Origin of the sequence: Azohydromonas aeria (assembly GCF_009760915.1) — a bacterium.
GTDB classification, from domain to species: domain Bacteria; phylum Pseudomonadota; class Gammaproteobacteria; order Burkholderiales; family Burkholderiaceae_C; genus Azohydromonas; species Azohydromonas aeria.
Genome location: NZ_VIDQ01000092.1, coordinates 1 through 24,990, shown reverse-complemented (window position 1 = coordinate 24,990; position 24,990 = coordinate 1). Strand labels below are relative to the sequence as shown.

Sequence of the window (24,990 nt, the reverse complement as noted above, 5' to 3'; positions counted from 1 at the left end):
ACCCGGCAGCACGCGTGGCCGAGCTCACGCCACGGCTGTGGAAGCAGCACTTCGCCGCCAGCCCGCTGCGTTCGGCCTTGCACGGCGTGAGCGTTTAGGCAAGGACGCCGCGCAGCGGCCGCTTACGTCCGAGCAGCAATTTCAGCAGGCGGCGCCAGCCAGCTGCGGGCGGCACGCTGTTGTGTGGCGCGCCGTGGCGCCTCATCACGCCCTCAGCCCAGCCATTCTCCCAAGCCTCGGCTTGATCAGATCCGGCTGGGTAAGGGCACTTGGCGCCCATGAAACGCGCTTGGTCAAAGCCCTGGTGCCAGATGCACTGGCGCTGCTTTCTGCTCAACATCCAGCTTGCAAGACAAGGTGCCTGTTTGTAGGGACGGCATGGATGTGAGCAACTGTCCTGCCGCAGCAATCAACTACTGGTGCATGGCACGCTTTGGCGAGATTGCGTCATTGATAACTTTGGGCGATGTGCGTTATCAACCTAAGCGTTCAAATGTCAGTGTTTCGTTTGTTTCGAATAATGGCGCGGAATGGGTACACTGCCGTGGAGCCTGCCGGAGAACGCCATGCATACCGCCATTACCAGCCAACCGCTGCCCTCCGCCGCTGAAGCAGCCCTGGCCCGCGAAAGCAGCCGGGTGCTCTCGGCTTGCTTGCAAACCCGCAGCGACGCACAGCAGATCGAACTGCACGACGAGCAGGGCGCCACGCACCCGGTGCGCGTGCCGGTGTCGGCGCTGCGCCTGCTACTGGACGTGCTCACCGAGATCGGTGCGGGCAATGCGGTGAGCATCATCCCGATCCACGCCGAGCTCACCACGCAGGAGGCGGCCGACGCCCTCAACGTCTCGCGCCCGCACCTCGTGCGGCTGCTGGAGCAGGGCGACATTCCGTTCCACAAGGTCGGCACCCACCGGCGCGTGCGCTACCAGGACCTCATGGCTTACAAGCAGCGCATCGACGCGCAACGCCACGAGGCACTGGACGCCTTGGCCGAGGAGGCACAGCGCCTGGGACTGGGCTACGACTGAATGGGCTCGCATTTCACCGTCGTCTATGACACCTGCGTGCTGTTTCCCGCTCCCTTGCGCGACTTGCTCATGCGCCTGGCACTCACGGACCTGTACCGGGCGCGCTGGACCGATCAAATCCATGACGAGTGGACCCGCAACGTGTTGCGCCAGCGTCCGGACCTCAAGGCCGAGGACCTGCAGCGCACGCGCGAGTTGATGAACCTGCACGTGCGTGACAGCCTGGTCACCGGCTACGAACACCTGGTCGCCTCCATCGAGCTGCCCGACCCTGACGACCGCCACGTGGTGGCCGCGGCCATCCAGGGCGGCGCCTCGCTGGTCGTCACGTTCAACCTGAAGGATTTCCCCACCCAACAGCTCCAGCGCTACGGCCTGGTGGCCCAGCACCCGGACGACTTCATTCTCGATCTGCTCGACCTGCAGCCCGCCAAGGTCTGCGAAGCCGCGGCCCGGCACCGGCGCTCGCTGAAGGCGCCGCCCAAGACGGTGGACGAGTACCTGGACACGCTGCTGAAGCAGCAGCTCACGCAGACCGTGGCTGCGCTGCGCGCATGGAAGCTGGCGCTTTGAAGACGGTGGCCGAACTGGCTGCCCTGCAAGCTGCGGCACAGGTCGAGCACACGCCCTGCGGGGCAGATTCGATGGTCTGGCACCTCTGGGGCCGCGGTGCCCCGGTCGTGCTGCTGCACGGCGGCTCGGGCAGTTGGACGCACTGGGTGCGCAACATCGAGGCCCTCGCAAGCTCCGGTCGCCAAGTGCTCGTGCCCGACCTGCCGGGCTTCGGCGAATCCGCCAGCCCGCCAGACGGTCACGACGCCGATGCGCTGCCGCCGTGGCTCGAAGTCGGCCTGGGCCAGTTGCTCGGTGCGCGGCCTGTCGATCTGGTGGGCTTTTCCTTTGGCGGCCTCGTGGCCGGCTTGCTGGCGGCAAGGCGCCAGCACCCCGTGCAGCGGCTGATCCTTGTCGGCGCGCCGGCGTTGACCAACCACCCCATCGGGCGCATCGCGCTGCGTGCGTGGCAGGGCGAGCCGCCCGGCCCTGCACGCGATGCCGTGCACCGTCACAACCTGGAGCGGTTGATGCTGGCCCGGCCAGCGTCGGTCGATGCGCTGGCGCTTCGCATCCACGACGCCAACTTGCAGCGCGATCGCATGCGCCAGCGCCGGTTGCAGGCGACGGACCTGCTGCTGCGCACCCTGCCTGGCATCACTTGCCCGGTAGCCGGCATCTGGGGCGCGGAGGATGCGCTGTACCGGGGCCGATTGGTCGTGGTCGAGCGCGCACTCAGGCAGGTGCCGGTCTTCGAGTCGTTGACGTTCATCCTGCACGCGGGGCACTGGGTGCAGTACGAGGAAGCTCTTGCTTTTGATGCAGCGTTGGCGTCCGCGCTCCAGCCAGCCCGGTTGGCCGGACGGCAAGACTGAGCTGCCCGGCCGACCGCTATTGGGATCATGAACCCTTGCAGTTGCCGACATTCACCGTCGTATCGGCAGTGCGCTCTGCTTGAGCGTGCGCAGCACGAAGCTGGACTTGCTGTGGCGGATACCGGGAATCTTGTAGAGCCGCTCGCGCAGTAGCCGCTCGTAGTCGCGCGTGTCGCGCACGGCGATCTTCACGTAGTAGTCGTAGTCGCCCGACACCAGGAACGCCTCGACGACTTCGGGAATGGCTTCCAGCGCGCGGCCGAACTCGAACAGCGCCTCGTCGGAATGGGAGTCCAGCGTGACGTGCACGATCACCGTGTCGGGCAGCCCCAGCCGCTCGGCATTGAGGCGCACCGTGTAGCCCTCGATCACGCCGGCCTGCTCCATGCGCCGAATCCGGGTCCAGCACGGCGAGCTGGTCAGGCCCACCTGCTGACTAAGCTCTTGCAGGCTCATGCGCGCGTCGCGCTGCAGGGCCTCCAGGATTGTGATGTCGAACTTGTCCAGGTCCATTTCGAGCAACAGGCCTTCAGCAGAAGAATTTGCTGATTCTGGTGCTCAATCTCCGGGAAAACAAAGCCTTTTCCGAGCCCTGGGCGCCAAAGTAGCGGCATGGACACCTTGCTCGAACGCCCCGCCGCCCGGCCTGCCGGCGAAGCCCCGCTGCCGCTCGCGGCCACGGCCACCCCCCTGACCGGCGCGGCGCTGGTGATCCGCACCCTGATCGAGCTGGGCGTGGACACGGTGTTCGGCTACCCCGGCGGCGCCGTGCTGCCGCTGTACGACGCACTGCATGCCGAGCCGCGGTTGCGCCACGTGCTGGTGCGCCACGAACAGGCCGCCGTGCATGCGGCGCAGGGCTACGCGCGCAGCACCGGGCGCACGGGCGTGGTGTTCGTGACCTCCGGCCCCGGCATGAGCAACACCACCACGGGACTGCTGGACGCCTGCTGCGACTCGGTGCCGCTGGTCTGCATTAGCGGCCAGGTGGCCACCAGCGCCATCGGCACCGAAGCCTTCCAGGAGTGCGACGCGTTGGCCATCTCGCGCTCGGTGACGCGCTGGAACGTGCAGGTGCGCGACGTCCAGGCGCTGGAGTCCACGCTGCACGAGGCCTTCCGCGTGGCCGCGGGAGGGCGTCCCGGCCCGGTGCTGGTGGACCTGCCCAAGGACGTCCAGGCCGCGCCGGTGCGCCAAGGCGCCCCGGCCAGGCCGGCCCCGGCCGCCGCGGCGGCGCGGCCGCTGCCGGCGGCGGCCACGCTGGACGAGGCGGCGGCGCTGATCGCCGCGGCACGCCGGCCCGTGTTCTACGGCGGGGGCGGGCTCGTCAACTCGGGGCCGGCGGCCTGCGCGGCGTTCACCGCGCTGGTGCGGCACACCGGCGCGCCCTGCACGCTGACGCTGATGGGCCTGGGCGCCTTCCCCGCCTCGGACCCGCAATGGCTGGGCATGCTGGGCATGCACGGCACGCTGGAAGCCAACCTGGCGATGCACCACGCCGACCTGGTCGTGTGCATCGGGGCCCGCTTCGACGACCGCGTCACGGGCCAGGTGTCCACGTTCTGTCCCGGGGCGAAGTTCATCCACCTCGACGTGGACCCGGCGTCAGTCCACAAGGTGGTGCACGCCGACGTGGCCCTGGTGGGCGACGCCGGAGCGGTGCTCGAAGGGCTGCTGGCACGGGTGCGGGCGGTCCGGCCGCCAGCGCCGACGCCGGACTTGGCCGACTGGTGGGCGCGCATCGAGGGCTGGCGCGCCCGGCAATGTCTGCGCTTCGAAGACACGCCCGACGTGATCGCGCCGCAGGCGCTGATGCGCCGGTTGCAGGCGCAGCTGGTGGAACGCGACGCCATCGTCTCCACCGACGTGGGCCAGCACCAGATGTGGGCCGCGCAACACCTCGCCTTCGATCAGCCGCGGCGCTGGCTGACCTCCGGCGGCGCGGGCACCATGGGCTACGGCCTGCCGGCGGCCATCGGCGCGCAGATCGCGCACCCCGACAGGACGGTGGTGTGCGTCAGCGGCGACGCTTCAATCCTGATGAACATCCAGGAGCTGGCCACCGCACGCCAGCACCGCGCGCCGGTGAAGGTCGTGCTGTGCAACAACGGCTGGATGGGCATGGTGCGGCAGTGGCAGGAACTGGTCCACGGCGGCCGCTACAGCCAGAGCTACAACGAGTCGCAGCCTGACTTCGTGGCCGTGGCGCGGGGCTTCGGCTGGCAGGCCCGCGGCGTGGAGCGGCGCGCCGACCTGGACGCGGCGCTGGCCGAATGCCTGGCCGGCGACGCGCCGTTTTTCCTGGACGTGCGCGTGCGCGCCGAGGAGAACTGCTTTCCGATGATCCCGGCCGGCCGCGGGCACCACGAGATGATGCTGGGCGAGGGGTCGGCGTACTTTCCCGGGAATTTGGTGCGCTTTTCTTGAAAAAATCATTGCGCGACAAGCACTTATGAAATTTTGAATTACGGCAGAGGCTGTCCCGGCAGTGCGATTTGGCGCGCTTTGCTCCCACAGGCTGGGTCAGGACGCGCGACCACTCGGAAACACCCCGCTGATCTGCCTGGCGCGGCGCTGGTCATCCGCGTGCAGGTACAGCGAGGTGGTGGCCACCGAGGCATGGCGCAGGTTGTCGCGCACCGCGGTGAGGTCAGCGCCGGCGTCCAGGGCATGTGATGCGTGGCAGTGGCGCACCCAGTGCGGGCTGGCTCGCTGCAGCTTCTCGGCCAGGACCGGATTGACGTCGGCAAGCACCGCGGCCGCAGCCACGAAGAAGCGCTTCACCGCCGACCACAGCCGCGTGGCGGCAATGCCGGTCTCGCCCTGCAGGCTGGCCAGCACCGGTGTGCTCGGGTCCCATTTCTCCGGGCTCACGGGCAAGCCGCGCTGCACCAGGTAGTGGTCGAGCGCGGTACGTGCCAGCGGCGGCATCACCACCCGGCCGGTCTTGCCACCCTTGCCGGTCACATGCAGCCATGCGTCCCCACCTGCATCGAGTTCCACGTTGCCCAGCTCGGCGGCCACCAGCTCGCTGGCGCGCAACCCAGTGGCGTAGGCGAAGTCCAGCACGAAGCGCATGCGCTGCGCGGCGCCGCGCTCCCAGCCGTATGACCACTCGAGCCCGTCAGCCACGGTGCGCAGCAACTGCCACTCGCCGACCGAAAACACCCGTGTCGTGTCCAGCCCCGCCGCGCGGGTGCCGCGCAGCCGCACGCCCGAGAACGGGTTGGCCAGGACGTAGCGCTGGTCGATGAGCCAGCGGAAGAGCGCCCCCAGCACCGACAGCGCGTAGGCCGTAGAGCGCGGCGACAAGCCCCCGGTGAACGGCCGCCACAGCGGCGAGGATCGCGGCGCGACCGCTCCGATCCAGCGCGCGCGGGGTGTGAACGGCGGTCAGGAAGCGCGTAATTCCGGTGGTGAGGCCCGCGCTTTTCAGCAGCAAGGCTCCTGCAGCGTTTGCATGAGGCAGCCCGCCCGGCAGGCCGCCCTGCAGGGCGGCCTGCCGGGCGAAGTCGTGTCGTTCAGGCAGGGGGTAGCAGCGCTGAGAGCGCTGTAGGCAGCACGGCGGGCGCCATGCGAGGGAGCTACAACGGCAATTCCCGCCGAAGGCATTAGGCGGACACGGCGGCGGCTAACTTCGTGGCAGAGGCATGCCGCGCCGTGTCCCACACCACGGTCGTCACGACGGTGAGTGCAGCACCAGTGTTGCACCGAGCACCTCAGGGCGTCCAGCGCTTCGGCTGCGAATGCCGAGGTGCCGTGCCGCAGTGGAGCGATCTCCCCGCTTGTTCCTATGCAGCCGCTGCCGCGCGCAGGTGCTGCTGTGCAGCCACTGCGATCGCGGCCAGCACTATTGCGGGCGCGAATGCTCCAGCGCAGCACGGCGTGAGCGCCGCCGTGAGGCTGCCCAGCGCTATCAGCGAAGCCGCCGCGGCCGCTTGGCGCACGCCGCACGCTCGCAGCGTTGGCGTGCGCGCCAGGCGGCCGTACGTGCCAACGCCGCGGCCGAGATTGGCGGCGCCAACATCGTGACGCACCAGGGTTGCCCCACACCGGCAGCGGCGGCTCCACTGGCCGCATGTGCCAGCACCACCGTCATCCCAGCCCCCAAGGCATTGACGCCTGCGCCCGGCATACCGCTGCCGTGGCAGTGCCGGCACTGCCGGCAACCGCTGTTGCCCCATGTGCGCCAGGACTTCCTGCGCAGGAGGCACGGTCGTGACCATCTCCCCTGACCTGGGCGCCGAGATCCTGCGGCTGCACCACGCCGAGCTCTGGCCGGTGGGCACCATCGCGTACCAACTGGGCGTGCATCACAGCACCGTGCGGCGCGTGCTCGCTGCTGAAGGCCTCATGCCACATGCTTACACGCCGGTGCCGCGCCCAAGCCGCGTCGACCCGTACCGTGCCTTCATGGCCGAGACGCTGGCCAAGTACCCGACGCTCACGGCCAGCCGGCTGTACGTGATGGTGTGCGAGCGCGGCTACGCGGGCTGCCAGCGTCACTTCCGGGAACTGGTGGCCGGGATGCGGCCGCGTCCTGCCGCACAGGCCTACCTGCGGCTTCGCACGCTGCCCGGTGAGCAAGCCCAGGTGGACTGGGCCCACATGGGCCACATCGAAGTTGGCCGGGCGCGGCGCCCGCTCATGGCGTTCGTGATGGTGCTGAGCTACTCGCGCCGTATTTACCTGCGCTTCTTCATGGACGCCCGCATGGACAGCTTCCTGCGTGGCCACGTCGAGGCCTTTATGGCCCATGGTGGTTGTGCACGCATCCTGCTGTACGACAACCTCAAGAGTGCCGTGTTGGAGCGAGTGAACGATGCCATTCGGTTCAACCCCACGCTGCTGCGCCTGGCGTCGCACTACCGCTTCGAGCCACGGCCCGTGGCCGTGGCGCGCGGGAACGAGAAGGGCCGCGTGGAGAGGGCCATCAACTACATCCGCATGAACTTCTTCGCCGCTCGCAGCTTCACCGATCTGGCCGACCTCAACGACCAGGCCCGGCGCTGGTGCGATGGTGCCGCTTGCGAGCGGCCCTGGCCTGAGGATCAGCGCATGACCGTCGGCGCTGCGTTCGAGGCAGAACGCTCCCATCTGCTGCCGCTGCCCTCGTACGACTGGGTGCTGGGCGAGCGGGTGGCCGTCGCGGTAGGCAAGACGCCTTACGTGCGCTTCGACCTCAACGACTACTCGGTGCCCCACACCCACGTGCAGCGCACGCTGGCGGTGCTGGCCGACGAGCAGCGCGTACGCATCTTCGACGGCCCCGCCGAGCTGGCCTGCCACGCGCGTTGCTGGGACCGCGGCCAGCAGATCGAGGACCCGGCGCATGTGCAGGACCTGGTCGTGCACAAGCGCCAGGCCCGGCAGAACCGCGGCTACGACCAGCTGGCCCAGGCCGCGCCGGCCAGCGCGCAGCTGCTGCAGATGGCCGCGGCGCGCGGCCACAACCTCGGTGCCATCACCGCCGCCTTGCTGCGGCTGCTGCAGCGCTACGGCGCGCAGCCGCTGCAGGACGCCATCCTCGACGCCATCGGCCGCGGCGTGCCGCATCACAACGCCGTGAGCTTGGCCCTGGAGCGCGCCCGCGAGGCCGCCGGGCTGCCGCCACCCATCCCGCTGATCCTGCCCGAGCACGTCGCCCGCCGCGATGCGCCGGTGCGTCCTCACTCGCTGGAGATCTATGACCGCCATGGCTGCCGTCCCGAACACCCTGCCCAAGACCAAGCCGAGGACTGACGCCACCTTCACGCTGGCGGAGCTGCGCGAGCAAGCCAAGGCATTGCGCCTGCATGGGCTGCTTGCTCACTGGGGCGAGATCACGACAGACCCCGACTCGCAGCGCCGCGTGCACCAGTGGCTGCAGTGGGAACTCGCTGAGCGGGCTGACCGCAGCCTGGAGCGGCGACTGCGCGACGCGCACCTGGGGCAGTTCAAGCCGCTGGCCGACTTCGACTGGAGCTGGCCCGAGGAGATCGACCGCGCTGCCATCGAGGAGCTCATGGGGCTGCAGTTCCTGGAGGACGCCACCAACGTCGTGCTGGTCGGCCCCAACGGGGTGGGCAAGTCCATGTGCGCGGCCAACCTCGGCTACCAGGCGGTGCTTGCCGGACACACGGTGCTCTTCACCACCGCCGGCCAGATGCTCAGCGAGCTCGCCGCCCTGGACAGCGACTCGGCGCTGCGCCGGCGGCTGCAACGCTACGCCGTGCCTGACGTCCTATTGATCGACTCATGTGGAGTGCTCGGTAATGTGGAGCTGGCGACCGAAGCCCTGGGGGCAGCTGACGATCTATTCAACATAACCATAGTCCGGCGCGGGCGTACCTTGAACGGCTCACATCGGTCAAGGAGACCGCCATGCTTGAGCAGCTGTTCCCCAGGCATTACCCGCGCTATGAGGCTTCCGTGCACGGCCACGACCTCCGCACGTTCGCGAACTGGTTGGTTCAGGTTGGTTATGGACCTGAGCCTGCTCACGGTCATGTCCGCCGTCTACGTCAGGCGCTTGAGCCAGCAGGCAGACAGCTTGGTGCACAAGTTCCGCGTGTCGATGTGGATCGCCTGTTCGCGGCAATGCCTCGCGACTCTTTGTTCGTTGCCACCCAGCGGGCCTTCTTGCGCTGTCTTGCTGCGCATGGCCGACTCCTGCTGGAAGTCGATGCTCGGCCTCATGGGCCCGTACTTACTGCCTACAAGGAGCAGCTTACCGCCGTCCGAGGCTTGGCCGCATCCACCGTCACCCAGCATATGAACACGGTCGAGGTGTTCCTGAACGAGACCCTGTCTCCAGGCGTGCCGATCAGCTGCCTGTCGCGCAGCGCAGTTGAACATCATGTGGTTGCCACGGGCAACCGCATCAGCCGCCAGTCCATGCAGCACTGCGTGGCACACCTGCGCTCATTCCTGAGGTTCTGCCATGCACGGGGCCTTCTGCTGGAGCCTCTGGACGCCATCGATACACCGCGGGTGTACCGTGACGAGCTGCCACCCAGGGCATTGCCATGGTCCACGGTGTTGCGACTGCTCCGTTCCATCGATCGGCGTCAAGGCAAGGGTTGTCGTGACTACGCGATCCTGCACCTGGTGTCGCACTACGGCCTACGTCCATGCGAGGTCGCGTCCTTGAGGCTGGACTTCATCGATTGGGAGGCCTGCACGCTTCGAGTGGAGCAGCGCAAGACCAGCTCGGCCCTGACGCTGCCATTGGCCAATCGAACCGTACGGATCCTGCAGCACTACCTCCTTCAAGGGCGGCCGCCCAGCGATCGACCGGAGCTGTTCCTGCGTGCCAGATGTCCTTCCGGACCCCTGGGGAAGTACGCCGTGGGCGAGGTATACCGCGACCGCGCCGATCGCAGTGGGCTGGTCGAGTTGCAAGGCACCTCGGTGTACAGCCTCAGGCATACCTTCGCGATGCGGCTGCTCGACCGCGGCGTGAGCATCAAGCTCATCGGGGATGTTCTTGGGCATCGTGCTCTGGAGAGCACCTGCGTGTACCTGAGGCTGCAGCTTGACGCTCTGCGTGACGTGGCCCTTCCTCTGCCATTGGCTGCCCCAGCCGGGCAACAGGGAGTAGAGCGATGAGCACGCCGCTTCCGACAGGCGCCGTTGAGCACAGCATCTCGGCATACCTTGAACATCAGAGGGCATTGGGGCGCGCCTACCAACACGAAGAAGACATCTTGAAGTCCTTGAGCCGCTGTCTTGCCTTGGCAGGCGCTCAGAACCTCGATCTCGCTGTCTTCGACCAGTGGTGTGCTTCACTCGCCAGGCTGAACGCCACCGTGCGGCGCAATCATCAGCGCACCGTGTACAAGTGGTGCCTCTACCGTCGGCGGGAAGATCCGTCCTGCTTCGTCCCGGACCCGAACCGCTTCCCGAGGGCAGAGCCGTACATAGCGCCTGTCATCGTCTCGCCAGAGGCGGTCGCACGCATGCTGGATGCCTCCAACGCGGTACTTGCGACGCCGGATTCCCCGCTGCGCCCCCATGTCCTACGCCTGGCCACGGCACTGCTGTACTCGGCCGGGCTGCGCCGCGGTGAACTGCTGCGACTGGAACTCGGCGACGTCAACATGCGAGACGCCGTGCTACGGATCCGCGAATCGAAGTTCCACAAGTCGCGCTGGGTGCCGCTGTCCAGCGACGCAGGCGCCGAGTTGCGGCACTACCTCCAGCGTTGCCAGCGACAGTGGGGTAGCCAGTCCCCTGAGACACCCTTGCTGTGCCATGGTGCCCGACGCTGCAGTGGCTACACCGGCACGGGGCTGAGCAGGGGGCTGCACGAGCTGATGGACGCGGCAGCCGTGCGCGGCTGGGACGGCCGTCGCCCACGCCTGCATGACCTGCGCCATAGCTTCGCGGTGCAGTGCCTGCTGCGCTGGTACCGGCAAGGCGCCGACGTGCAGTCGCAGCTGCCCAAGCTGGCCATGTACATGGGCCACGTCTCGATCGTGTCCACCGCGTACTACCTGCGCTGGATCCCGGAGCTGGCCCAGGCGGCCAGTGACCGCTTCGAGTCTCGCTTCGGCGCATTACTGCAGGCTCAAGAGGCGCCATGAAGACGCCATACCCAAACAACCTCGGCCGGGCGCTGGTGCAATTCTTCCAGGAATACCTGCCTGCCCAGCGCGGCATGAGCCCCCATACGATCCGCAGCTACCGCGATGCGATCGTGCTCTTCCTGCGCTTCGCGGCGCAAGATGCCGGGCGGCCGGCGGAGGCCCTGGAGATCGACGACCTGTGTGCCGATCGAGTCACGAGGTTCCTCGCTCAGCTGGAGCAGCAACGCGGCAACCGCATCGCCACCCGCAACGCCAGGCTCGCTGCGATGCACACGTTGGCCAGGTACCTCGCACTGGACCATCCGCAGCACATGGCCACGCTGCAGGCCCTGCTGGCGGTGCCGTTCAAGCGCGGGGCACGCGATGCACCGATTGAGTACCTGGAATACGAGGAAGTGCGCGAGTTGCTGGCGGTGATCGACCGGAGTCATGAACTCGGTCAGCGGGACTATGCGCTGTTCGCGCTGATGTTCAATACCGGCGCACGCGTCCAGGAGATCCTCGACCTCACTGCCGCTGACGTGCGGCTGGACGCGCCGGCGCAGGTACGTCTGACCGGCAAGGGCAACAAGGTCAGGGTGTGCCCGATCTGGTCCTCCACGGCCCAACTGCTACGGCCGCTGTGCATGCCCTGCGATGGCGCTGGACAAGGTAGACCGCTGTTCGTAAACCACCGCGGTGAACCCTTGACCCGCTTCGGCGTACGGTACCTGCTGCAGCGTTACATGGCCCAGGCTGCACAGCGATGCCCGACGCTGCGCGGCAAGTCGATCCACCCGCACTCGCTTCGCCACACGACCGCGGTCCACCTGCTCAAGGCCGGCGTGGACTTCGCCAGCATCAGCCAATGGTTGGGCCACGCAAGCCTGAACACGACCATGATCTACGCCCGGGCCGACCTTGACCTGAAGCGGCAGGCCTTGCTCCAAGTGTTCCCCGATGCCCTGGCCGCGCCGAGGGCCGGCCGCACTGGTCTGCCACCTCGCATCGGGCTGGTCGACTGGCTTCGCAGGCTGTGAGTTATGTGGAGCTGGGAATTGCCGACGCCGAGCAACCGCGGATCGCCAGCTCCACATTACCGAGCACTCCACATGAGTCAATTAATGTTGCGCGCAACATTAATTGACGAGGTCGGCTACCTGTCCTACTCCGACCGCCACGCTGACCTGCTGTTCGAGCTTGTGAGCCGGCGCTACCTGAGCAAGAGCACGGTGGTGACAACGAATAAGCAGTTCGCAGACTGGGGGCAGGTCTTCCCGAGCGCCGCCTGCGTGGTCTCGTTGGTGGACCGCCTGATGCACCGGGCAGAGGTGGTGCGCATCAAGGGTGAGTCTTACCGCCAGAAGGAAGCCGAGGAGCGGGCCGCGCAGCGCGCGGCTGCCCGCACCACTGCCACGCGCGCGCGCTCGACCGCAAAGGCCCGTGCATGAGCATCACTTCCAGAACCGAGTCGGCACGGTGGATCGAGCTGCCGGCGCACTGGACGCCCGAGCAGGTGCTGGCGGTCTTCGAGGCGGTGGATTTGCTGCGCGACCACCTCTGGGCCGCCTACGGCCCCGAGATCCAGCGCGCGCTGCGCGACGACCGCATGACGCAGCAGTGCCCTCTGCCCCTGGGCCCAGACGAGCCGTTCTGACGGCGTATTGCCCCGGCCAACTCCTGGGAACCTTGGATACGCGATCCTGGGCTCCGCAGGAGCGTTCCCCGGGCCCTCCAGCATCGCCTCTGGGATTGAATGGCTGGAAATGGACATGGACGATCGCGCCTACTTGCAAGCCCAGCGCGCCTGGCTGGAGCACGAGCTACTGGTTGTTGAAAGGGCGCTCGAGAACCGCACGCACGCCATTGGCGATGCTGAACAGCGCCAGTTGACGGCCACCCAGGAGCGCCGTCTTACTCAGCTTGCCGACGTCAACATCCGGCTCAGTGCGTTGGGCGACTCTGCTGCGCCGACATAGCCCTGAACCGCTCAGAGCGGCCGCGTTCCGGCAGCGCCCTGTCCAAGGCCAAAGCCAACTTCCAACGCCGACGATCCACGGCTCACGAGAAAACTGAGCCCGCGCGCGAGTGGCCGCCACAAAAGTGCGCTGACACCGCCGGAAAGTGCGCCCTGACCGCCAAGTACGCGCACTTCTTGACCGCTGCCAACGGCAGCCCCTCGCTGGCACCGATCCACCGCGTGCAGCCAATGCCCGGCCGGCGCGCACATGGCCGCCGAAAAGCGCGTCGACACCGCCGAAAAGCGCGACCTCACCACCGAATACACGCGCTTCCTGACCGCCGCCAACACGGGGTGCCGGGTGACGCAGGAACGTGCGGTAGGCCGTGGCGTCCTCGGTGGACAGCGACGACAGCGCCAAGCCGCGCTCGACGACGGCCCAGAGCACCAGGCGCTCGGCTTCCCGGCGGTATGCGCGCCGCGTGGCCGGCGCCTCGTGCAGCGTCAGCCAGGCCTGCACAGCCTCGTAGTCGGTGTTGGAGCGCAGCGAGCACGACGCGCGCGGCGCCCGGTACGTGCCCATGGAGCCGTCGAGCCCGACGGGAGGGACGATGCGCTCCCAGGGACGCACGTCGTCCTCAGGCGGCACGACCAGCAGCGCCCGGGCCCGCTCGGTGAGCTTAGGATGCGCAGCGAAGAAGCCTTCCACTTGCCGAGCCAAGGCGGGCCCGAGCCCGGTGATGCCGCTCCACCAGCGTTTCCGTCGGGGCACCCGCAGCGTCAGCTCGGCCAGGGTCCGGATGCCGGCCTGGCGCAGGACGGCCGCCACGCGCGGCGGCAACCAGCGGCCCACTTCGTCGCCGATGAGCGGCTGCGGGATGGGTGCATTGCGCAGCGCCTCGACCGCCTGCGCCACGGCCCGGGCTGCGGCAGCCCCCTTGCGGGCTTGGCCTGTGAAGTGCCGTGCCAGGTCGTCGCGCTGGCGCTCAGTTGCGAACGCAGCGATCTGGCGGCGGATGGTGCCGATCACTGCGCGCGAGGAGGCGCCGGCAGCACGGCGCTCCGGAATGAAGCGCGCCACGGCCTCGCGCGAGGACAGGCCTTCGTGCCAGGCACGCAGGGCGGATAGCGCGGCGGCATCGGGCAGCCCAGGCCCGGGGACCGGCTCGATGGACGACTCGCGCGTTTTCACAGCCTCCAGTTTGGTCCCGCGGCAATGCTGGCGGGATAAGAAGGATTATTTCGCCAGCGCTGTGGAACGACCGGCGGAAGTTGGCCGTGCTTGCCACGAAGGCAAGCGTGCGAAACACGCCGGCATGCATCACATGCGTCGCTTGCTTTTTCTCCTGTCCGCACGCCGTTGTTCACGGCGCTCCTGCCTGCGCTTCTTGTCGCGAAAATGCTGGTACGTGCCATAACCAAGTAGCAGGACAAAAGCGATGGCGCCGGAGCCGAGCAGGTAGATGAACGGTAGATCGTGTGGATCAGACATTCAGGGATTCTCGGCAGGGCGGCGCAGCGATCAAGCTGGGGCAGTCTTGAGCGGGCCTCGGCGGCCTGGCCATTGGACGGTATGCGGCTCACGGGTTGCTCTTCCTGTGGCGCCTGTCAGCGCCGAAAACCAGGCTGGGGCGACTCGTCGGGCTGAGCAAGTCGCGCCAGCTTTCTTTTCGGCTACTTCAGCGTGAAGCGTGCGGTACCGAGCGTCTTGCCGGCGTTGGAGACAACCGCGACCGCCTTGGTGCCAGCACCCACCTTGAAGCTGCCCTTGGCCTCAAGCCTGTCGCCGACGGGCTTGAGCTCCACCTCCTGCTTGTCGCTGCCCGAGAGCAGCGTCACCTTGGCCGCGGCCTTGGAGGCATCCATGGGCTTGCCGTGGTCGCGCAGGTACAGCTGCACGGTGTCGGCCTTTGCCACGAGCTCGTAGTCCATGTCCTTGCTCTCCACGACCACGCCGCCGTGCAGCGGCTTGTGCTCGTGGGGAGCGTGGTCGTGCTTGTCCTGGGCCTGCGCTGCGCCGGCCATGGCCAGGCACAGGGCTGCAATCCATGCGTACTTCATTGGTTCGTCCTTTCGTGGTTGGAATGGAGGGGGATCAAAGCGCCTCGACGTCCTTGTCCTGCAGCAGCCGCTCGGCGTCCTCGCGGCCGAAGAGCCAGAACATCGCGGGGGTGAGGAAGGTGTCGAGCAGCGTCGAGCTGATGAGGCCGGCGAAGATCACCACCGCCACCGGGTGCAACACCTCGGTGCCAGGCTGCTCGGCCTCGAACAGCAGCGGCGCCAGCGCGAAGGCCGTCACCAGCGCCGTCATCAGCACCGGTGCGAGCCGCTCCAGCGAGCCGCGCACGATCATCTGCAGGCTGAAGCTCTCGCCCTCCAGCCGCATCAGGTTGACGTAGTGGCTGACTTTGAGGATGCCGTTGCGCACTGAGATGCCCGCCAGCGTGATGAAGCCCACGAGGGCTGCCACCGACAGCGGCTGCCCGGCCAGCCACAGCCCGAACACCGCGCCCACCAGCGCCAGCGGGATGTTGGCCATGATCAGCAGCGACAGCCGCGTGGAGCGGTAGCGGCTGTAGAGCACCACGAACATCAGCGTCAGCGACACCAGCGACAGCAGCCCCACCAACCGCGAGGCCTCCTCCTGCGCCTGGAACTGGCCGCCCAGCGTCACGAAGTAGCCCTCGGGCAGCCGGGTTTCGGCCACCACGCGGCGCATGTCGGCGACGATCTCCGACAGCGGCCGTCCCTGGGCGTTGGCCGAGAGCACGATGCGGCGCTTGCCGTCGTCGCGGCTGATCTGGTTGGGGCCGTCGCCGTCCTCGATGGTGGCGATCTTCGACAGCGGGATGCGGCCCGTGGGCGTCTCGATGAGGATGTCCTGCAGCCCCTGCACGGAGCGCGCCTCCTCGGGCAGTTTCACCACGAGCGCAAAGCGCCGACCGCCCTCGACGATCTGCGTGACCCTCTCGCCCTCCACGAGGCTTTGCAGCACGGTAAGCACCTGCGGCGCGGGCACGCCGTAGCGGGCCGCGGCCGCGTAGTCCACGCGTACCTTGATCTGCGGCGAGAGCACCTGCTTCTCGATCTCCAGGTCGGCCACGCCGGGGATGGCGGCGAACTTCGCGCGCAGCGCATCGGCCTGGCCGCGCAGCGTGTCCAGGTCCTCGCCGAAGATCTTGATGGCGATTTGCGAGCGCACGCCCGAGAGCATGTGGTCGATGCGGTGCGAGATGGGCTGGCCGATGGAGACGGCCGCAGGCAGGTTCACCAGGCGCGAGCGGATGTCGGCCGAGATCTCGCCCATCGGCCGCGTGAGCTCGCCGCTGGGCTTGAGTCCGATGTCGAGCTCGCTCACGTGCACGCCTTCGGCATGCTCGTCGAGTTCCGCGCGGCCGCTGCGCCGCCCCACGTGGGTGACCTCGGGCACCTGCTTGATCAGCACTTCCGCCTGCCGCGCCAGGGCGGCCGTTTCGGTGAGCGTCACGCCGGGGTTCAGGCGCAGGCCCACGAGCAGCGTGCCCTCGTTGAAGGGCGGCAGGAAGGTGGTGGGGAAGAACGGCACGGCGGCGAGTGCCGCCAGCACCGCCACGCCGCCGGCGGCCAGCGCCCGCATCGGTTGCGCAAGCACCTTCTGCAAGGCAGTGGCGTAGCGCACCTTCAGCCAGGCCAGCAGCCGCGTGTCGCCGTGCTCCAGCGACTTCATGCGCGGCAGCAGGTAGAAGGACAGTACCGGCGTGACCGTCACCGAGACGATGAGGCTGGCCAACGTCGAGACGATGAAGGCGATGCCCAGCGGGATGAAAAGGCGCCCCTCCATGCCCGGCAGTGCGAACAGCGGCACGAACACCAGCACGATGATCACGGTGGCGTAGAGGATGGCCGAGCGCACCTCCATGGTGGCGCTTGCCACCAGCTCGATCGGGTGCAGGCGGTGTTCCGGGTGCCTGGCGCGGTCTTCCTTGAGCCGGCGCAGCACGTTCTCCACGCCCACCACCGCGTCATCGACCAGGCCGCCGATGGCGATGGCCAGGCCGCCGAGCGTCATCGTGTTGATGGACAGCCCGAAGTACTTGAAGACGAGCGCCGTGATGAAGATGGAGACGGGGATGGCGGTGAGCGCGATGACCGTGGGCCGCAGCGTGCCCAGGAAGAAGAAGAGGATCGCCGCCACGAACACCGACGCGCCGATGAGCTTGAGCTTGAGGTTGTCGATGGAGGCCTCGATGAAGCTGGCCTGGCGGAACGTGACGCGCGGCGCTTCCATGCCCGAGGGCAGCGAGGCCTTCATGCCGGAGACGGCCTGCTCGATGGCGAGCGTCACGCCAATGGTGTCGGCCGTGGGCTGCTTCTGGATGCCCAGGATCACGGCGGGCTTGCCCTCGAAGCCGGCGTCGCCGCGCCTGAGCGCGCTCGCGAAGCTCACGTCGGCGATCTGGCGCAGCAGGATGGGCTGCCCGTCCCGGGCCGTGAGCGCGAGGTTGCGCAAGTCCTCCAGCAGCGAGGTGCGGCCGATGTGGCGGATGAGGTATTCGCGCCCGTTGAGTTCCAGAAAGCCGCCCGAGGTGTTGGACGAGTAGCCCTTGAGCGCGGCTTCGAGTTGGTCGTGCGTGATGCCCAGGTCGGCCATGCGCCGCGTGTCGGGCTGCACCTGGAACTGGCGCACCTCGCCGCCGATGGGGATGACCTGCGCCACGCCGGGGATGGCCATCAGCCGCGGGCGCAGCACCCAGTCGGCGTACTCCCGCACGGCCATCGGCGTGGTCTTGGCCGTGTCCACGGGAATGGCGATCTGCATGATCTCGCCCATGATGGAGCTGATGGGTCCCATGCGCGGCACGACGCCCTCGGGCATCCCTTCCTCCATCGACGCCAGCCGCTCGGACACCATCTGCCGCGCGCGGAAGATCTCGGTGCTCCAGTCGAAGGTCACGTAGACAAAGGACAGGCCCGCGGACGAGACGGAGCGCACCGACTCCACGCCGGGCAGGCCGTTCATCGTCGTCTCCAGCGGGAAGGTGATGAGCTGCTCCACCTCCTCGGCGGCCATGCCCCCGGCCTCGGTCATGACGGTGACGGTGGGCTTGTTGAGGTCCGGAAAGACGTCCACCGGCGTGCGCGACAACGTCCACGCGCCGTAGGCCATGAGCACAAGGCTGGCGATGATGACCAGCAGCCGGTTGGAAAGGCTCCCGGCGAGTAGCCACTTGAACATGCGCGGCTCCTCTTTCAGCGGACCTGGTTGACCAGCGTCGCGCCCTGCGTGACCACGCGCTCGCCGGCCTTGAGGCCCGAGGTCACGGCCGCGTGCACGCCGTCCAGCGGCTCGGTCGTGACCACGCGCGGCTCGAAGCGCTCCGGCGCCGTCTTGACCCACACGATGGTCTGGTTCGACGGGTTCTTCATCAGCGAGGCCAGCGGCACGGCGATGCCCTGCACCTTGGAGCGGGTCTGCACGAAGACCTTGACCGGCTGGCCCACCGCCAGCTTCGACAGCGCCGCGCCCTGGGCGCTGAAGCTCAGCGGCAGGGCCTGCTCGCGCAGCACGCGCGCGGCGCCCTGGAACTGCAGGGGCACGCGCTCGCCAGCCACGGCCAGCGTGGCGCCGGCGATGTCGGCGGCCACGGTGGCGTCGAAGGCCAGCGCCTGCACGCGCAGCCGCGACGGATCGACGATCTCGTAGGCGAGTTCGCGCGCATCGACCACCTGGCCCGTCACCACGTGGGCCGAGGCAATGACGCCGGCCACGGGTGCCGCCAGCGCCTCGCGGCTGGCCAGGCCACCGCCGAGCGCCCGGGCCCGGGCATCCAGGCTGGCGATCTCGGCTTCGAGCGCCTCGATCTCGCGGCGCGGCACGGTGTCGGAGAGCTCCTGAAGGCGTGCCAGACGCTTGTCGGCCAGCGAGCGTGCCGCCCGGATCTCGGCCAGCTGCGCGGCCTGGCTGGAGCGCTCCAGCGGCGACGTCGACGGCACGACATAGGCCAGCACCTCGCCCTTGCGCACGGCCTGGCCCACCGAGGGCAAGCCGCGCGGGCCGGGCTCGATGCGGCCCGCGCTGGTGGGCTGCACCTTGCCGCCGGCGTTGGGGTCCATGACCACGGTGCCGGAGAGCTCCAGCGTGCGGGCCAGCTCGCCGGCCTGGGTCAGCATCGTGCGCACCGCCAGCTGGTACTGCGCCGGCTTGGGCAGGAAAACGCTGCCGTCGGGCTGGCGGCTGGGGCCGTTGCTGTTGGCCGCCGGCGCGGAGTCACCATGGTCATGGCCATGCTCATCCGCGGCCCAGGCCGGGAGCGTGCAGGCGATGACGGCGGCCATCAGGAGCTTGGCCCTCATGCTGCACCTCCCATGCGCGCACGGCGCGAGGCCCGCAGGCCGAGCCACGCGATGGCGACCAACGCCACTGCCAGGGCTGCGGCCCAGGGGGCGTAACGGCGCCAGGCGGAGGCCTGCGCCTCGTCGGCATGCTCCTCCTCGTGCAGGTCCAGGTCCGCGGCCAGGATGTCGCTTTCCTGGCCGGCGACGACCGTGGCCGTGACAGGGATGACGCCAGGCTGGAGCGGCGCGGCCAGGGTCGCCTCGTAGGCACCTTCGTGCGGCTCGACGGCGACCTTGGCGCCGGCGATCTCCAGCTCTATGCGGGCGTCCTTGACCGGCGTGTTGTCCTCGAAGCGGTCGAGGTACAGGGCCACGTGCGTGCCGCTCACGATGCCCACGAGCTCGAAGGCCTCGGACACCGCGGCGAAGCGCGGCAGCGCCGGGGCGTCGGCGGCGGCCGGGGCGCCGTGGTCGTGTCCGTGCTCGTCGGCGGCCATGGCGGGCGCGGCCACGAGCACTGCAAGGGCCAGGCTCAACCCGGCCAGCCACTGTTTCGTCTTCATGGTTTGTGCTTTCTTCATTCGGGCAACAGGCCCAGCGCCTGGCGCAGTTGCGAGATGGCGGCGGCCACGTCGATGCGAGCGCGTGCGGCCTGTCGCTCGGCTTCCACTGCTTCGATCTCGACGCGCAGCCGCGCCGGCAGGTCGCTTTCGCCGGCACGGAACGACTTCTCGATGAAGCCGCGCAGCTCGGCCGCGAGCTGCGCGCGGCGCTCGGCGGCCGTGGCAGCTCCGCTCAGGGCCTGCAACCGTGCGCGGGCAGCGCGTGCCTCGGCAGCCACCCGGTCCTGCTGCAGCGCCAGCTCGGTCTGGGCTTCGAGCTGCTCGGCGCTGGCCGCCGCGACCCGTGCGGTGCTGTCGCCGTAAGTGCCCAGGGGAACGCGCAGGCCGACGATGACGCTGTGGCGGTACGACTCGCCCAGCGCGCCACGCTCGCGCGCGGCGCCGAGTACCAGCTCCGGATTGGGGCGTGCCTGGGCCGCCGTGAGCGAGCGCAGTCGCCCGGCGGCATTGGCCCGGGCCGAGAGCTCGTCCAGTGCCGGATGGGCCCACTGCGCCTCGGCAGCCGATGGCATCGGTTCCGGCACGGGGGCGCTTGCAGGTAGGCCAGCGTTGCCGGTGAGGGCCAGCCACTGTTGGGCGGCCTGGGCCAGCTCGACTTGCGCCTGGGCCACGGCACTGTCGGCCGCGGCCACCGCCAGCTCAGCCTGGTGGGCGTCAGCGCGGGCCAGCTCGCCAGCGGCCACGCGCCGGGCCACGTCTGCACCCAGCTGCTGTGCGCTGCTGCGGCGCTGCTGGGCGAGCTCGTGCTCCAGCCGGGCGCGCTGGTGCGCCCAGTACGCTTCGCGCACGTGCGCCGCCACGCGCCAGCGGGCGGCCAGGATTTTTGCCTCCGTAAGCGCCGATTCCGCCGAGGCCGCAGCCTGGGCGCGGGCGCGCTCGGCGGGCAGCCACAGCGGCACGGCCACGGCGGCCTCGTATTCGCGGGTGCCCTCGTTGCGATTGAGCCGGTCGGTCTTGGCGCTGAGCTCCAACGCCGGCGGTTGCGGCGACCAGCGCCGGGCCGCTTGAGCCGCGGCGGCCGCGGCGTCGCGGCGCAGTGCGGCGCCGCGTTGCTCGGGCTGGTGGGCCCAGGCCGCCTCGAAGCCTTGCCGGATCTCCTCGTTGCCCGCGGCCGCCGGCTGCGCCTGTACGGGCAGGCATGCAGCCACCAAGGCCAGCGCCAGCCCACTGGGAATGCCCCAGAGTCTTCGTGTCATGAGTCGTCTCGTCGCGATGGCGGGCGCTTGGGCCCGCGTGAAGCGATTCCGACGAGGGGTGGCGCACCACCTGGGCGCCCAAAAAGGAAACCGCCTCGCCGGCTCGGTCAGGCGACGAGCGGCAGGGGGGGTCTGAGCAGCGTGTCGGGCGAGCGGTCCGGGACCGCGGCCTGGTAGCGCAGGAAGACGAAGGGGCTGGGCCACGGCGGCGCCACGGCGTCGATGCTGGCCAGGAACGCGACGCCCAGGCCATGGCACACGCCGCAGTCGGGATGCGATCCAACGCCGCCGGCGTCGGCTTCCTGGTCGGCCTTGCCACCTTGGGCCGCGTCCTGGTCGGCCGCAGCGCCGTGGTGCTCGTGCTGGTGGTGGCCGAAATGCTGCGCCGCAGGCTCGGGCTCGTGCGCGCACAGGCTCGCCGCCGCCGCCCAGGTCCACTGGAGCGGCAGCACGAACATCAGCACGATGAGCAGGAGGCGGCGCATGTCGGGCGCGAGTCTACCAATGCAACAAGCCTGGGCGGCCGTGCGGGTGTGCTCAGGCTGTCGCGCCCGCCGCATGGCGGTGCGCATGCCGCTGGGGCAACACTGGTTTGCCCAGCAGCCGCAGCCCGTTGGCCACGACCACCAGGGTGGCGCCCATGTCGGCGAACACGGCCATCCACATCGTGGCCGAGCCGAAAACCGCGAGCACGAAGAAGATGGCCTTCACGCCGAGGGCAAAGGCGATGTTCTGCCACAGCACCGTGTGCGTGCGCCGCGAGAGCTCGATCACTTCGGGCAAGCGGCGCAGGTCGTCGTTCATCACCACCACGTCCGCAGCTTCCATGGCCGTGTCGGTGCCCGCAGCACCCATGGCGATGCCGATGTCCGCGCGCGCGAGCGCCGGCGCGTCGTTGATGCCGTCGCCCGTCATGGCCACCGCGCCGCGCCGCTGCAACTCCTGCACGGCGGCGAGCTTGTCCTCGGGCAGCAGGTTGGCGCGCACGTCGTCGATGCCGGCCTGGTGCGCGATGGTGCGGCCCGTGGCGGCGTTGTCGCCGGTGAGCAGCACCGGGGTGACGCCCAGCGCGCGCAACTGCGCCACCGCCTCGCTCGACGTGGCCTTGATCGTGTCGGCCACGGCGAACACCGCCAGCACGCCGGCGTCGGACATCAGCAGCGTGACGCTGCGCCCCTGGGTCTCTTGGGCCTGCAGCCGCTGCTCCAGCTCGGCGCTGCACTGCCCACGCTCCTCGGCCAGCCGATGGTTGCCCAGCACGTGGTGCCGACCCTCGACCACGCCTTCCACGCCGCGTCCGGCCAGGGCCTTGAAGGCCGTGATGTTCCCACCCTCGAGCCCCAGCCCTTGCGCGATGGCCTGCGACACCGGGTGGTCGGAGCGCGCGGCCAGGCTCGCGGCCACCAGCGCGTTGGCATCGCGTTCGCCTTGCAGGCTCTCCCAGTGCACGAGCTTCGGCCGCCCCTCGGTGAGCGTGCCGGTCTTGTCCAGCGCCACGACCTTGAGATTGCGGGCCTGCTCCAGGTAGGCCCCGCCCTTGATGAGGACGCCCCGGCGCGCGGCGGCAGCCAGCGCACTGACCACCGTCACCGGCGTGGAGATCACCAGCGCGCAGGGGCAGCCGATGACCAGCAGCACCAGCGCCTTGTAGATGCCCTCGGTCCAGGTCGCGTCAGTGAGCCACGGCAGCAGCACGGCGGTGGCCGCGGCCAGCGCGAAGATGGCCGGGGTGTAGACCTGCGAGAAGCGGTCCACGAAGCGCTGGGTCGGCGCTCGGCTCCCTTGCGCCTGCTCCACGGCGTGGATGATGCGAGCAAGCGTGCTGTCGGACGCAGGCGCCGTCACGCGCACCTCGATCTCGCCCGTGTCGTTCACGCTGCCAGCGAAGACCATGTCGCCCGCGCCCTTGTCCACTGGGATGCTCTCGCCGGTCACGGGTGCCTGGTTCACGGCGCTGAAGCCGCGTGTAACGACGCCATCGAGCGGCACGCGCTCTCCCGGGCGAATGCGCACCGTGTCGCCCACGGCCACCACGCCGGCGCTCACCACCTTCCAGCTGCCGTCCGCTTGGCGCACGTCGGCCTGCTCGGGCGCCAGGGCCATGAGCGTGCGGATGGCGTTGCGCGCCCGGTCCGCGGCGCGCGCCTCGATGAGCTCGGCAATGCCGTAGAGCGCCATCACCATGGCGGCCTCGGGCCACTGGCCGATGAGAAACGCGCCGGTGACGGCCACCGACATCAGCGCGTTGATGGTGAGCCGGCCGCGGCGCAGCGCCGCAAAGCCCTTGGTGTAGGTTTCCAGGCCCGACAGCGCGATGGCGGCCAGCGCCAGCGCCATGCCGCCAAGTTCGAACGCCAGGGTGTGCGGCGCGAAGAATTCGAGCCCTTCGGCCAGCAGCGCCAGGGCCAGCGCCAGCGCCAGGCGCTTGATGCCCGAGGCCGCATCGTGCTGACGGGGCTCCTGGCTCGCCTGGGCACTGTTGCCCTGGGGCGGCTGCACTGGCTGCGGCTTGAAGCCAGCGCCGGTGATGGCCTGCAGCGCCCGGGGCAGCACGTGCGCTGGGGCGGTAATGGCCAGTGTGCGCGCGCCGAGTTGGAAGTTCAGGGCACGGATGCCACCCACGCCTTCGAGCGCGCGGCGGATCTCGGCCTCCTCGACCGGGCAGTCCATGGTCGGGATGCGGTAGACAGTCGTGCCGGCGCGCGACACCGGCACGGGGCTGCTGGCCACGGTGGCGGCCGGGGCGCCGCCGCAGCACGCGCCGCCGCTGCACGAAGGGGTGGAGTCCTGGGGCTTCATGGTGGTTCTTCCGATCTGCCACCATTGGAAACCCTGTAGCAGGTACAGAGTCAAACGCCCATGCCCCACGCTGTGAAGGGTCAGAAGAGATGAAGATTTCCGAACTGGCCAGCGCCACCGGCACGCCGGTGGAAACGATCCGCTTCTACGAGCGCGAGGGGCTGCTGCCAGCGCCTGAGCGCGCCGACAACAACTACCGCGTCTACGGCCCTCCCCACGTGGAGCGGCTGGCGTTCGTGCGGCACTGCCGCAACCTGGACATGACGCTCGATGAGATCCGGGTGCTGCTGCGCTACAAGGACGCGCCGCAGGAGCACTGCGGCGAGGTCAACGCGCTGCTGGACGAGCACATCGGCCATGTGGCGCGGCGCATCCGCGAGCTTCGCGAACTGGAGAAGGCACTCAAGGAACTGCGCCAGCAATGCAGCCAGGGGCAGCTTGCGCGCGACTGCGGCATCCTCAATGAGCTCACGCAGGCCGCCCATCAGGCGCCGTCACCTCGCTCACGGCGGCCGGATCACGTCAAAGGTTCCCATTGAAGCGGCAAGGCGGCCGTCACGCAACGGCGGCTCGATCGGGTGCGCTTATCGCGCGGGCTGGAACATGATGATCCCCATGCCGGCCAGCGCCACGGCCGCACCAGCGAGGTCCCAGGCCGTGGGGCGAATCTGGTCCACGGCCCACAGCCACAGCAGCGCCACCCCGATGTAGACGCCGCCATAGGCCGCATAGACACGGCCGGCGGCGGTTTCATGCAGCGTCAGCAGCCACGCGAACAGCGCCAGGCTCAAGGCCGCCGGGATCAACAAGAGAATCGAGCGTCCCTGCTTGAGCCATAGATAAGGCAAGTAGCAGCCCGCAATCTCGGCCAGTGCCGTGGCGATGAACAAGAGGAACGTCTTCATCGCGTCATTGTGCTGGGTGCGTGCCTTGGGTCGACAGCAGCCAGCGGCACGATCTGCGAATGCGGTCCGATGTTCTAGACTGATGCGTGCTCACCCAACTTCGCTCCTGACCACTGTCTCACCCGTGCGCTGCAGCAGCAACTGCCTGTAGCGCTCGATGCCGAACCGCATGGTGCCGCGGAAGT

The 24,990-nt window shown here is 68.9% G+C and carries 22 protein-coding genes and 2 pseudogenes; 12 read left to right on the top strand and 12 right to left on the bottom strand.

Going from position 1 to position 24,990, the window contains the following annotated elements; all coding sequences use genetic code 11:
- Window positions 1–566 precede the first annotated feature (566 nt).
- From FJ694_RS31645 to FJ694_RS31635, 3 genes are read left to right on the top strand one after another with little or no spacing between them, the layout of a single operon-like run.
- On the top strand, window positions 567–1,031 hold the full coding sequence (locus FJ694_RS31645; RefSeq protein WP_157271515.1) for a helix-turn-helix domain-containing protein: 465 nt from the start codon (window positions 567–569) through the stop codon (window positions 1,029–1,031).
- Window positions 1,032–1,604, top strand: coding sequence for a PIN domain-containing protein (locus FJ694_RS31640; RefSeq protein ID WP_157271514.1), 573 nt, complete (start codon window positions 1,032–1,034; stop codon window positions 1,602–1,604). It abuts the gene before it with no gap.
- Between the two features lie 5 nt (window positions 1,605–1,609).
- Window positions 1,610–2,458, top strand: a complete 849-nt coding sequence (locus tag FJ694_RS31635) for an alpha/beta fold hydrolase (RefSeq protein WP_232540318.1) — start codon at window positions 1,610–1,612, stop codon at window positions 2,456–2,458.
- Between the two features lie 51 nt (window positions 2,459–2,509).
- Here FJ694_RS31635 and FJ694_RS31630 read toward each other — a convergent pair whose 3' ends face one another.
- Window positions 2,510–2,971: an Lrp/AsnC family transcriptional regulator gene (locus FJ694_RS31630; RefSeq protein WP_157271517.1), complete on the bottom strand. Its 462-nt coding sequence runs from the start codon at window positions 2,969–2,971 to the stop codon at window positions 2,510–2,512.
- A gap of 99 nt (window positions 2,972–3,070) precedes the next feature.
- Here FJ694_RS31630 and ilvB point away from each other — a divergent pair, with 99 nt between their 5' ends.
- Window positions 3,071–4,885, top strand: a complete 1,815-nt coding sequence (ilvB, locus tag FJ694_RS31625; protein ID WP_157271512.1) for a biosynthetic-type acetolactate synthase large subunit — start codon at window positions 3,071–3,073, stop codon at window positions 4,883–4,885.
- A gap of 96 nt (window positions 4,886–4,981) precedes the next feature.
- Here ilvB and FJ694_RS31620 read toward each other — a convergent pair.
- Window positions 4,982–5,842: pseudogene (locus FJ694_RS31620) on the bottom strand (tyrosine-type recombinase/integrase); the annotation flags it as partial.
- An 834-nt stretch (window positions 5,843–6,676) separates the two neighbouring features.
- On the opposite strand from FJ694_RS31620, the gene istA reads away from it, so the two are divergent.
- From istA to FJ694_RS31585, 7 genes and pseudogenes are all read left to right on the top strand, one after another.
- On the top strand, window positions 6,677–8,200 hold the full coding sequence (gene istA / locus FJ694_RS31615) for an IS21 family transposase (RefSeq protein WP_157271511.1): 1,524 nt from the start codon (window positions 6,677–6,679) through the stop codon (window positions 8,198–8,200).
- A pseudogene (locus FJ694_RS37460) lies at window positions 8,154–8,708 on the top strand (ATP-binding protein); the annotation flags it as partial. The gene istA and the pseudogene FJ694_RS37460, both read left to right, overlap by 47 nt.
- Before the next feature lie 476 nt (window positions 8,709–9,184).
- Window positions 9,185–10,048, top strand: coding sequence for a tyrosine-type recombinase/integrase (locus FJ694_RS31605; protein ID WP_198321101.1), 864 nt, complete (start codon window positions 9,185–9,187; stop codon window positions 10,046–10,048).
- Window positions 10,045–11,025, top strand: coding sequence for a tyrosine-type recombinase/integrase (locus FJ694_RS31600; RefSeq protein WP_157271509.1), 981 nt, complete (start codon window positions 10,045–10,047; stop codon window positions 11,023–11,025). Before FJ694_RS31605 ends, FJ694_RS31600 begins: the two co-directional genes overlap by 4 nt.
- Entirely contained in the window at window positions 11,022–12,047 is a 1,026-nt protein-coding gene (locus FJ694_RS31595) for a tyrosine-type recombinase/integrase (RefSeq protein WP_157271508.1), read from the top strand. The genes FJ694_RS31600 and FJ694_RS31595 overlap by 4 nt, the downstream gene beginning before the upstream one ends.
- A gap of 72 nt (window positions 12,048–12,119) precedes the next feature.
- On the top strand, window positions 12,120–12,458 hold the full coding sequence (locus FJ694_RS31590) for an ATP-binding protein (RefSeq protein ID WP_259373189.1): 339 nt from the start codon (window positions 12,120–12,122) through the stop codon (window positions 12,456–12,458).
- Window positions 12,455–12,664, top strand: a complete 210-nt coding sequence (locus FJ694_RS31585) for a hypothetical protein (RefSeq protein WP_157271507.1) — start codon at window positions 12,455–12,457, stop codon at window positions 12,662–12,664. Before FJ694_RS31590 ends, FJ694_RS31585 begins: the two co-directional genes overlap by 4 nt.
- A gap of 166 nt (window positions 12,665–12,830) precedes the next feature.
- On the opposite strand, the gene FJ694_RS31580 is transcribed toward FJ694_RS31585, so the two are convergent.
- The 9 genes from FJ694_RS31580 to FJ694_RS31540 form a co-directional block, all read right to left on the bottom strand.
- The gene (locus FJ694_RS31580; protein ID WP_157271506.1) at window positions 12,831–14,159 is read right to left on the bottom strand and encodes a phage integrase family protein; all 1,329 of its coding nucleotides are present in this window, start codon (window positions 14,157–14,159) and stop codon (window positions 12,831–12,833) included.
- A gap of 129 nt (window positions 14,160–14,288) precedes the next feature.
- Entirely contained in the window at window positions 14,289–14,459 is a 171-nt protein-coding gene (locus FJ694_RS31575) for a hypothetical protein (protein WP_157271505.1), read from the bottom strand.
- Between the two features lie 182 nt (window positions 14,460–14,641).
- Complete coding sequence (locus FJ694_RS31570) at window positions 14,642–15,028, bottom strand: hypothetical protein (protein WP_157271504.1); 387 nt, start codon at window positions 15,026–15,028, stop codon at window positions 14,642–14,644.
- A gap of 34 nt (window positions 15,029–15,062) precedes the next feature.
- The gene (locus FJ694_RS31565) at window positions 15,063–18,182 is read right to left on the bottom strand and encodes an efflux RND transporter permease subunit (protein WP_157271503.1); all 3,120 of its coding nucleotides are present in this window, start codon (window positions 18,180–18,182) and stop codon (window positions 15,063–15,065) included.
- Window positions 18,183–18,196: 14 nt separating this feature from the next.
- Window positions 18,197–19,300: an efflux RND transporter periplasmic adaptor subunit gene (locus FJ694_RS31560; protein ID WP_157271502.1), complete on the bottom strand. Its 1,104-nt coding sequence runs from the start codon at window positions 19,298–19,300 to the stop codon at window positions 18,197–18,199.
- The gene (locus FJ694_RS31555; protein ID WP_157271501.1) at window positions 19,297–19,845 is read right to left on the bottom strand and encodes a hypothetical protein; all 549 of its coding nucleotides are present in this window, start codon (window positions 19,843–19,845) and stop codon (window positions 19,297–19,299) included. Before FJ694_RS31555 ends, FJ694_RS31560 begins: the two co-directional genes overlap by 4 nt.
- A 14-nt stretch (window positions 19,846–19,859) precedes the next feature.
- The gene (locus FJ694_RS31550; protein WP_157271500.1) at window positions 19,860–21,101 is read right to left on the bottom strand and encodes a TolC family protein; all 1,242 of its coding nucleotides are present in this window, start codon (window positions 21,099–21,101) and stop codon (window positions 19,860–19,862) included.
- Between the two features lie 107 nt (window positions 21,102–21,208).
- On the bottom strand, window positions 21,209–21,586 hold the full coding sequence (locus FJ694_RS31545; RefSeq protein WP_157271499.1) for a hypothetical protein: 378 nt from the start codon (window positions 21,584–21,586) through the stop codon (window positions 21,209–21,211).
- 52 nt (window positions 21,587–21,638) lie between these two features.
- Window positions 21,639–23,900: a heavy metal translocating P-type ATPase gene (locus FJ694_RS31540; protein WP_157271498.1), complete on the bottom strand. Its 2,262-nt coding sequence runs from the start codon at window positions 23,898–23,900 to the stop codon at window positions 21,639–21,641.
- 89 nt (window positions 23,901–23,989) lie between these two features.
- On the opposite strand from FJ694_RS31540, the gene cadR reads away from it, so the two are divergent.
- Complete coding sequence (gene cadR / locus FJ694_RS31535; protein ID WP_157271497.1) at window positions 23,990–24,439, top strand: Cd(II)/Pb(II)-responsive transcriptional regulator; 450 nt, start codon at window positions 23,990–23,992, stop codon at window positions 24,437–24,439.
- 45 nt (window positions 24,440–24,484) lie between these two features.
- Here cadR and FJ694_RS31530 read toward each other — a convergent pair whose 3' ends face one another.
- Complete coding sequence (locus FJ694_RS31530) at window positions 24,485–24,805, bottom strand: YnfA family protein (RefSeq protein WP_157271496.1); 321 nt, start codon at window positions 24,803–24,805, stop codon at window positions 24,485–24,487.
- Between the last annotated feature and the right edge of the window lie 185 nt (window positions 24,806–24,990).

Coding starts and splice junctions, on each gene's coding strand:
- FJ694_RS31585 (WP_157271507.1), top strand. CDS start 12,455: ATGAGCATCACTTCCAGAACCGAGTCGGCACGGTGGATCGAGCTGCCG.
- FJ694_RS31640 (WP_157271514.1), top strand. CDS start 1,032: ATGGGCTCGCATTTCACCGTCGTCTATGACACCTGCGTGCTGTTTCCC.
- FJ694_RS31590 (WP_259373189.1), top strand. CDS start 12,120: ATGAGTCAATTAATGTTGCGCGCAACATTAATTGACGAGGTCGGCTAC.
- FJ694_RS31630 (WP_157271517.1), bottom strand. CDS start 2,971: ATGGACCTGGACAAGTTCGACATCACAATCCTGGAGGCCCTGCAGCGC.
- FJ694_RS31645 (WP_157271515.1), top strand. CDS start 567: ATGCATACCGCCATTACCAGCCAACCGCTGCCCTCCGCCGCTGAAGCA.
- FJ694_RS31595 (WP_157271508.1), top strand. CDS start 11,022: ATGAAGACGCCATACCCAAACAACCTCGGCCGGGCGCTGGTGCAATTC.
- FJ694_RS31560 (WP_157271502.1), bottom strand. CDS start 19,300: ATGAGGGCCAAGCTCCTGATGGCCGCCGTCATCGCCTGCACGCTCCCG.
- FJ694_RS31545 (WP_157271499.1), bottom strand. CDS start 21,586: ATGCGCCGCCTCCTGCTCATCGTGCTGATGTTCGTGCTGCCGCTCCAG.
- cadR (WP_157271497.1), top strand. CDS start 23,990: ATGAAGATTTCCGAACTGGCCAGCGCCACCGGCACGCCGGTGGAAACG.
- FJ694_RS31550 (WP_157271500.1), bottom strand. CDS start 21,101: ATGACACGAAGACTCTGGGGCATTCCCAGTGGGCTGGCGCTGGCCTTG.
- FJ694_RS31540 (WP_157271498.1), bottom strand. CDS start 23,900: ATGAAGCCCCAGGACTCCACCCCTTCGTGCAGCGGCGGCGCGTGCTGC.
- FJ694_RS31600 (WP_157271509.1), top strand. CDS start 10,045: ATGAGCACGCCGCTTCCGACAGGCGCCGTTGAGCACAGCATCTCGGCA.
- FJ694_RS31530 (WP_157271496.1), bottom strand. CDS start 24,805: ATGAAGACGTTCCTCTTGTTCATCGCCACGGCACTGGCCGAGATTGCG.
- FJ694_RS31575 (WP_157271505.1), bottom strand. CDS start 14,459: ATGTCTGATCCACACGATCTACCGTTCATCTACCTGCTCGGCTCCGGC.
- FJ694_RS31570 (WP_157271504.1), bottom strand. CDS start 15,028: ATGAAGTACGCATGGATTGCAGCCCTGTGCCTGGCCATGGCCGGCGCA.
- ilvB (WP_157271512.1), top strand. CDS start 3,071: ATGGACACCTTGCTCGAACGCCCCGCCGCCCGGCCTGCCGGCGAAGCC.
- FJ694_RS31565 (WP_157271503.1), bottom strand. CDS start 18,182: ATGTTCAAGTGGCTACTCGCCGGGAGCCTTTCCAACCGGCTGCTGGTC.
- FJ694_RS31555 (WP_157271501.1), bottom strand. CDS start 19,845: ATGAAGACGAAACAGTGGCTGGCCGGGTTGAGCCTGGCCCTTGCAGTG.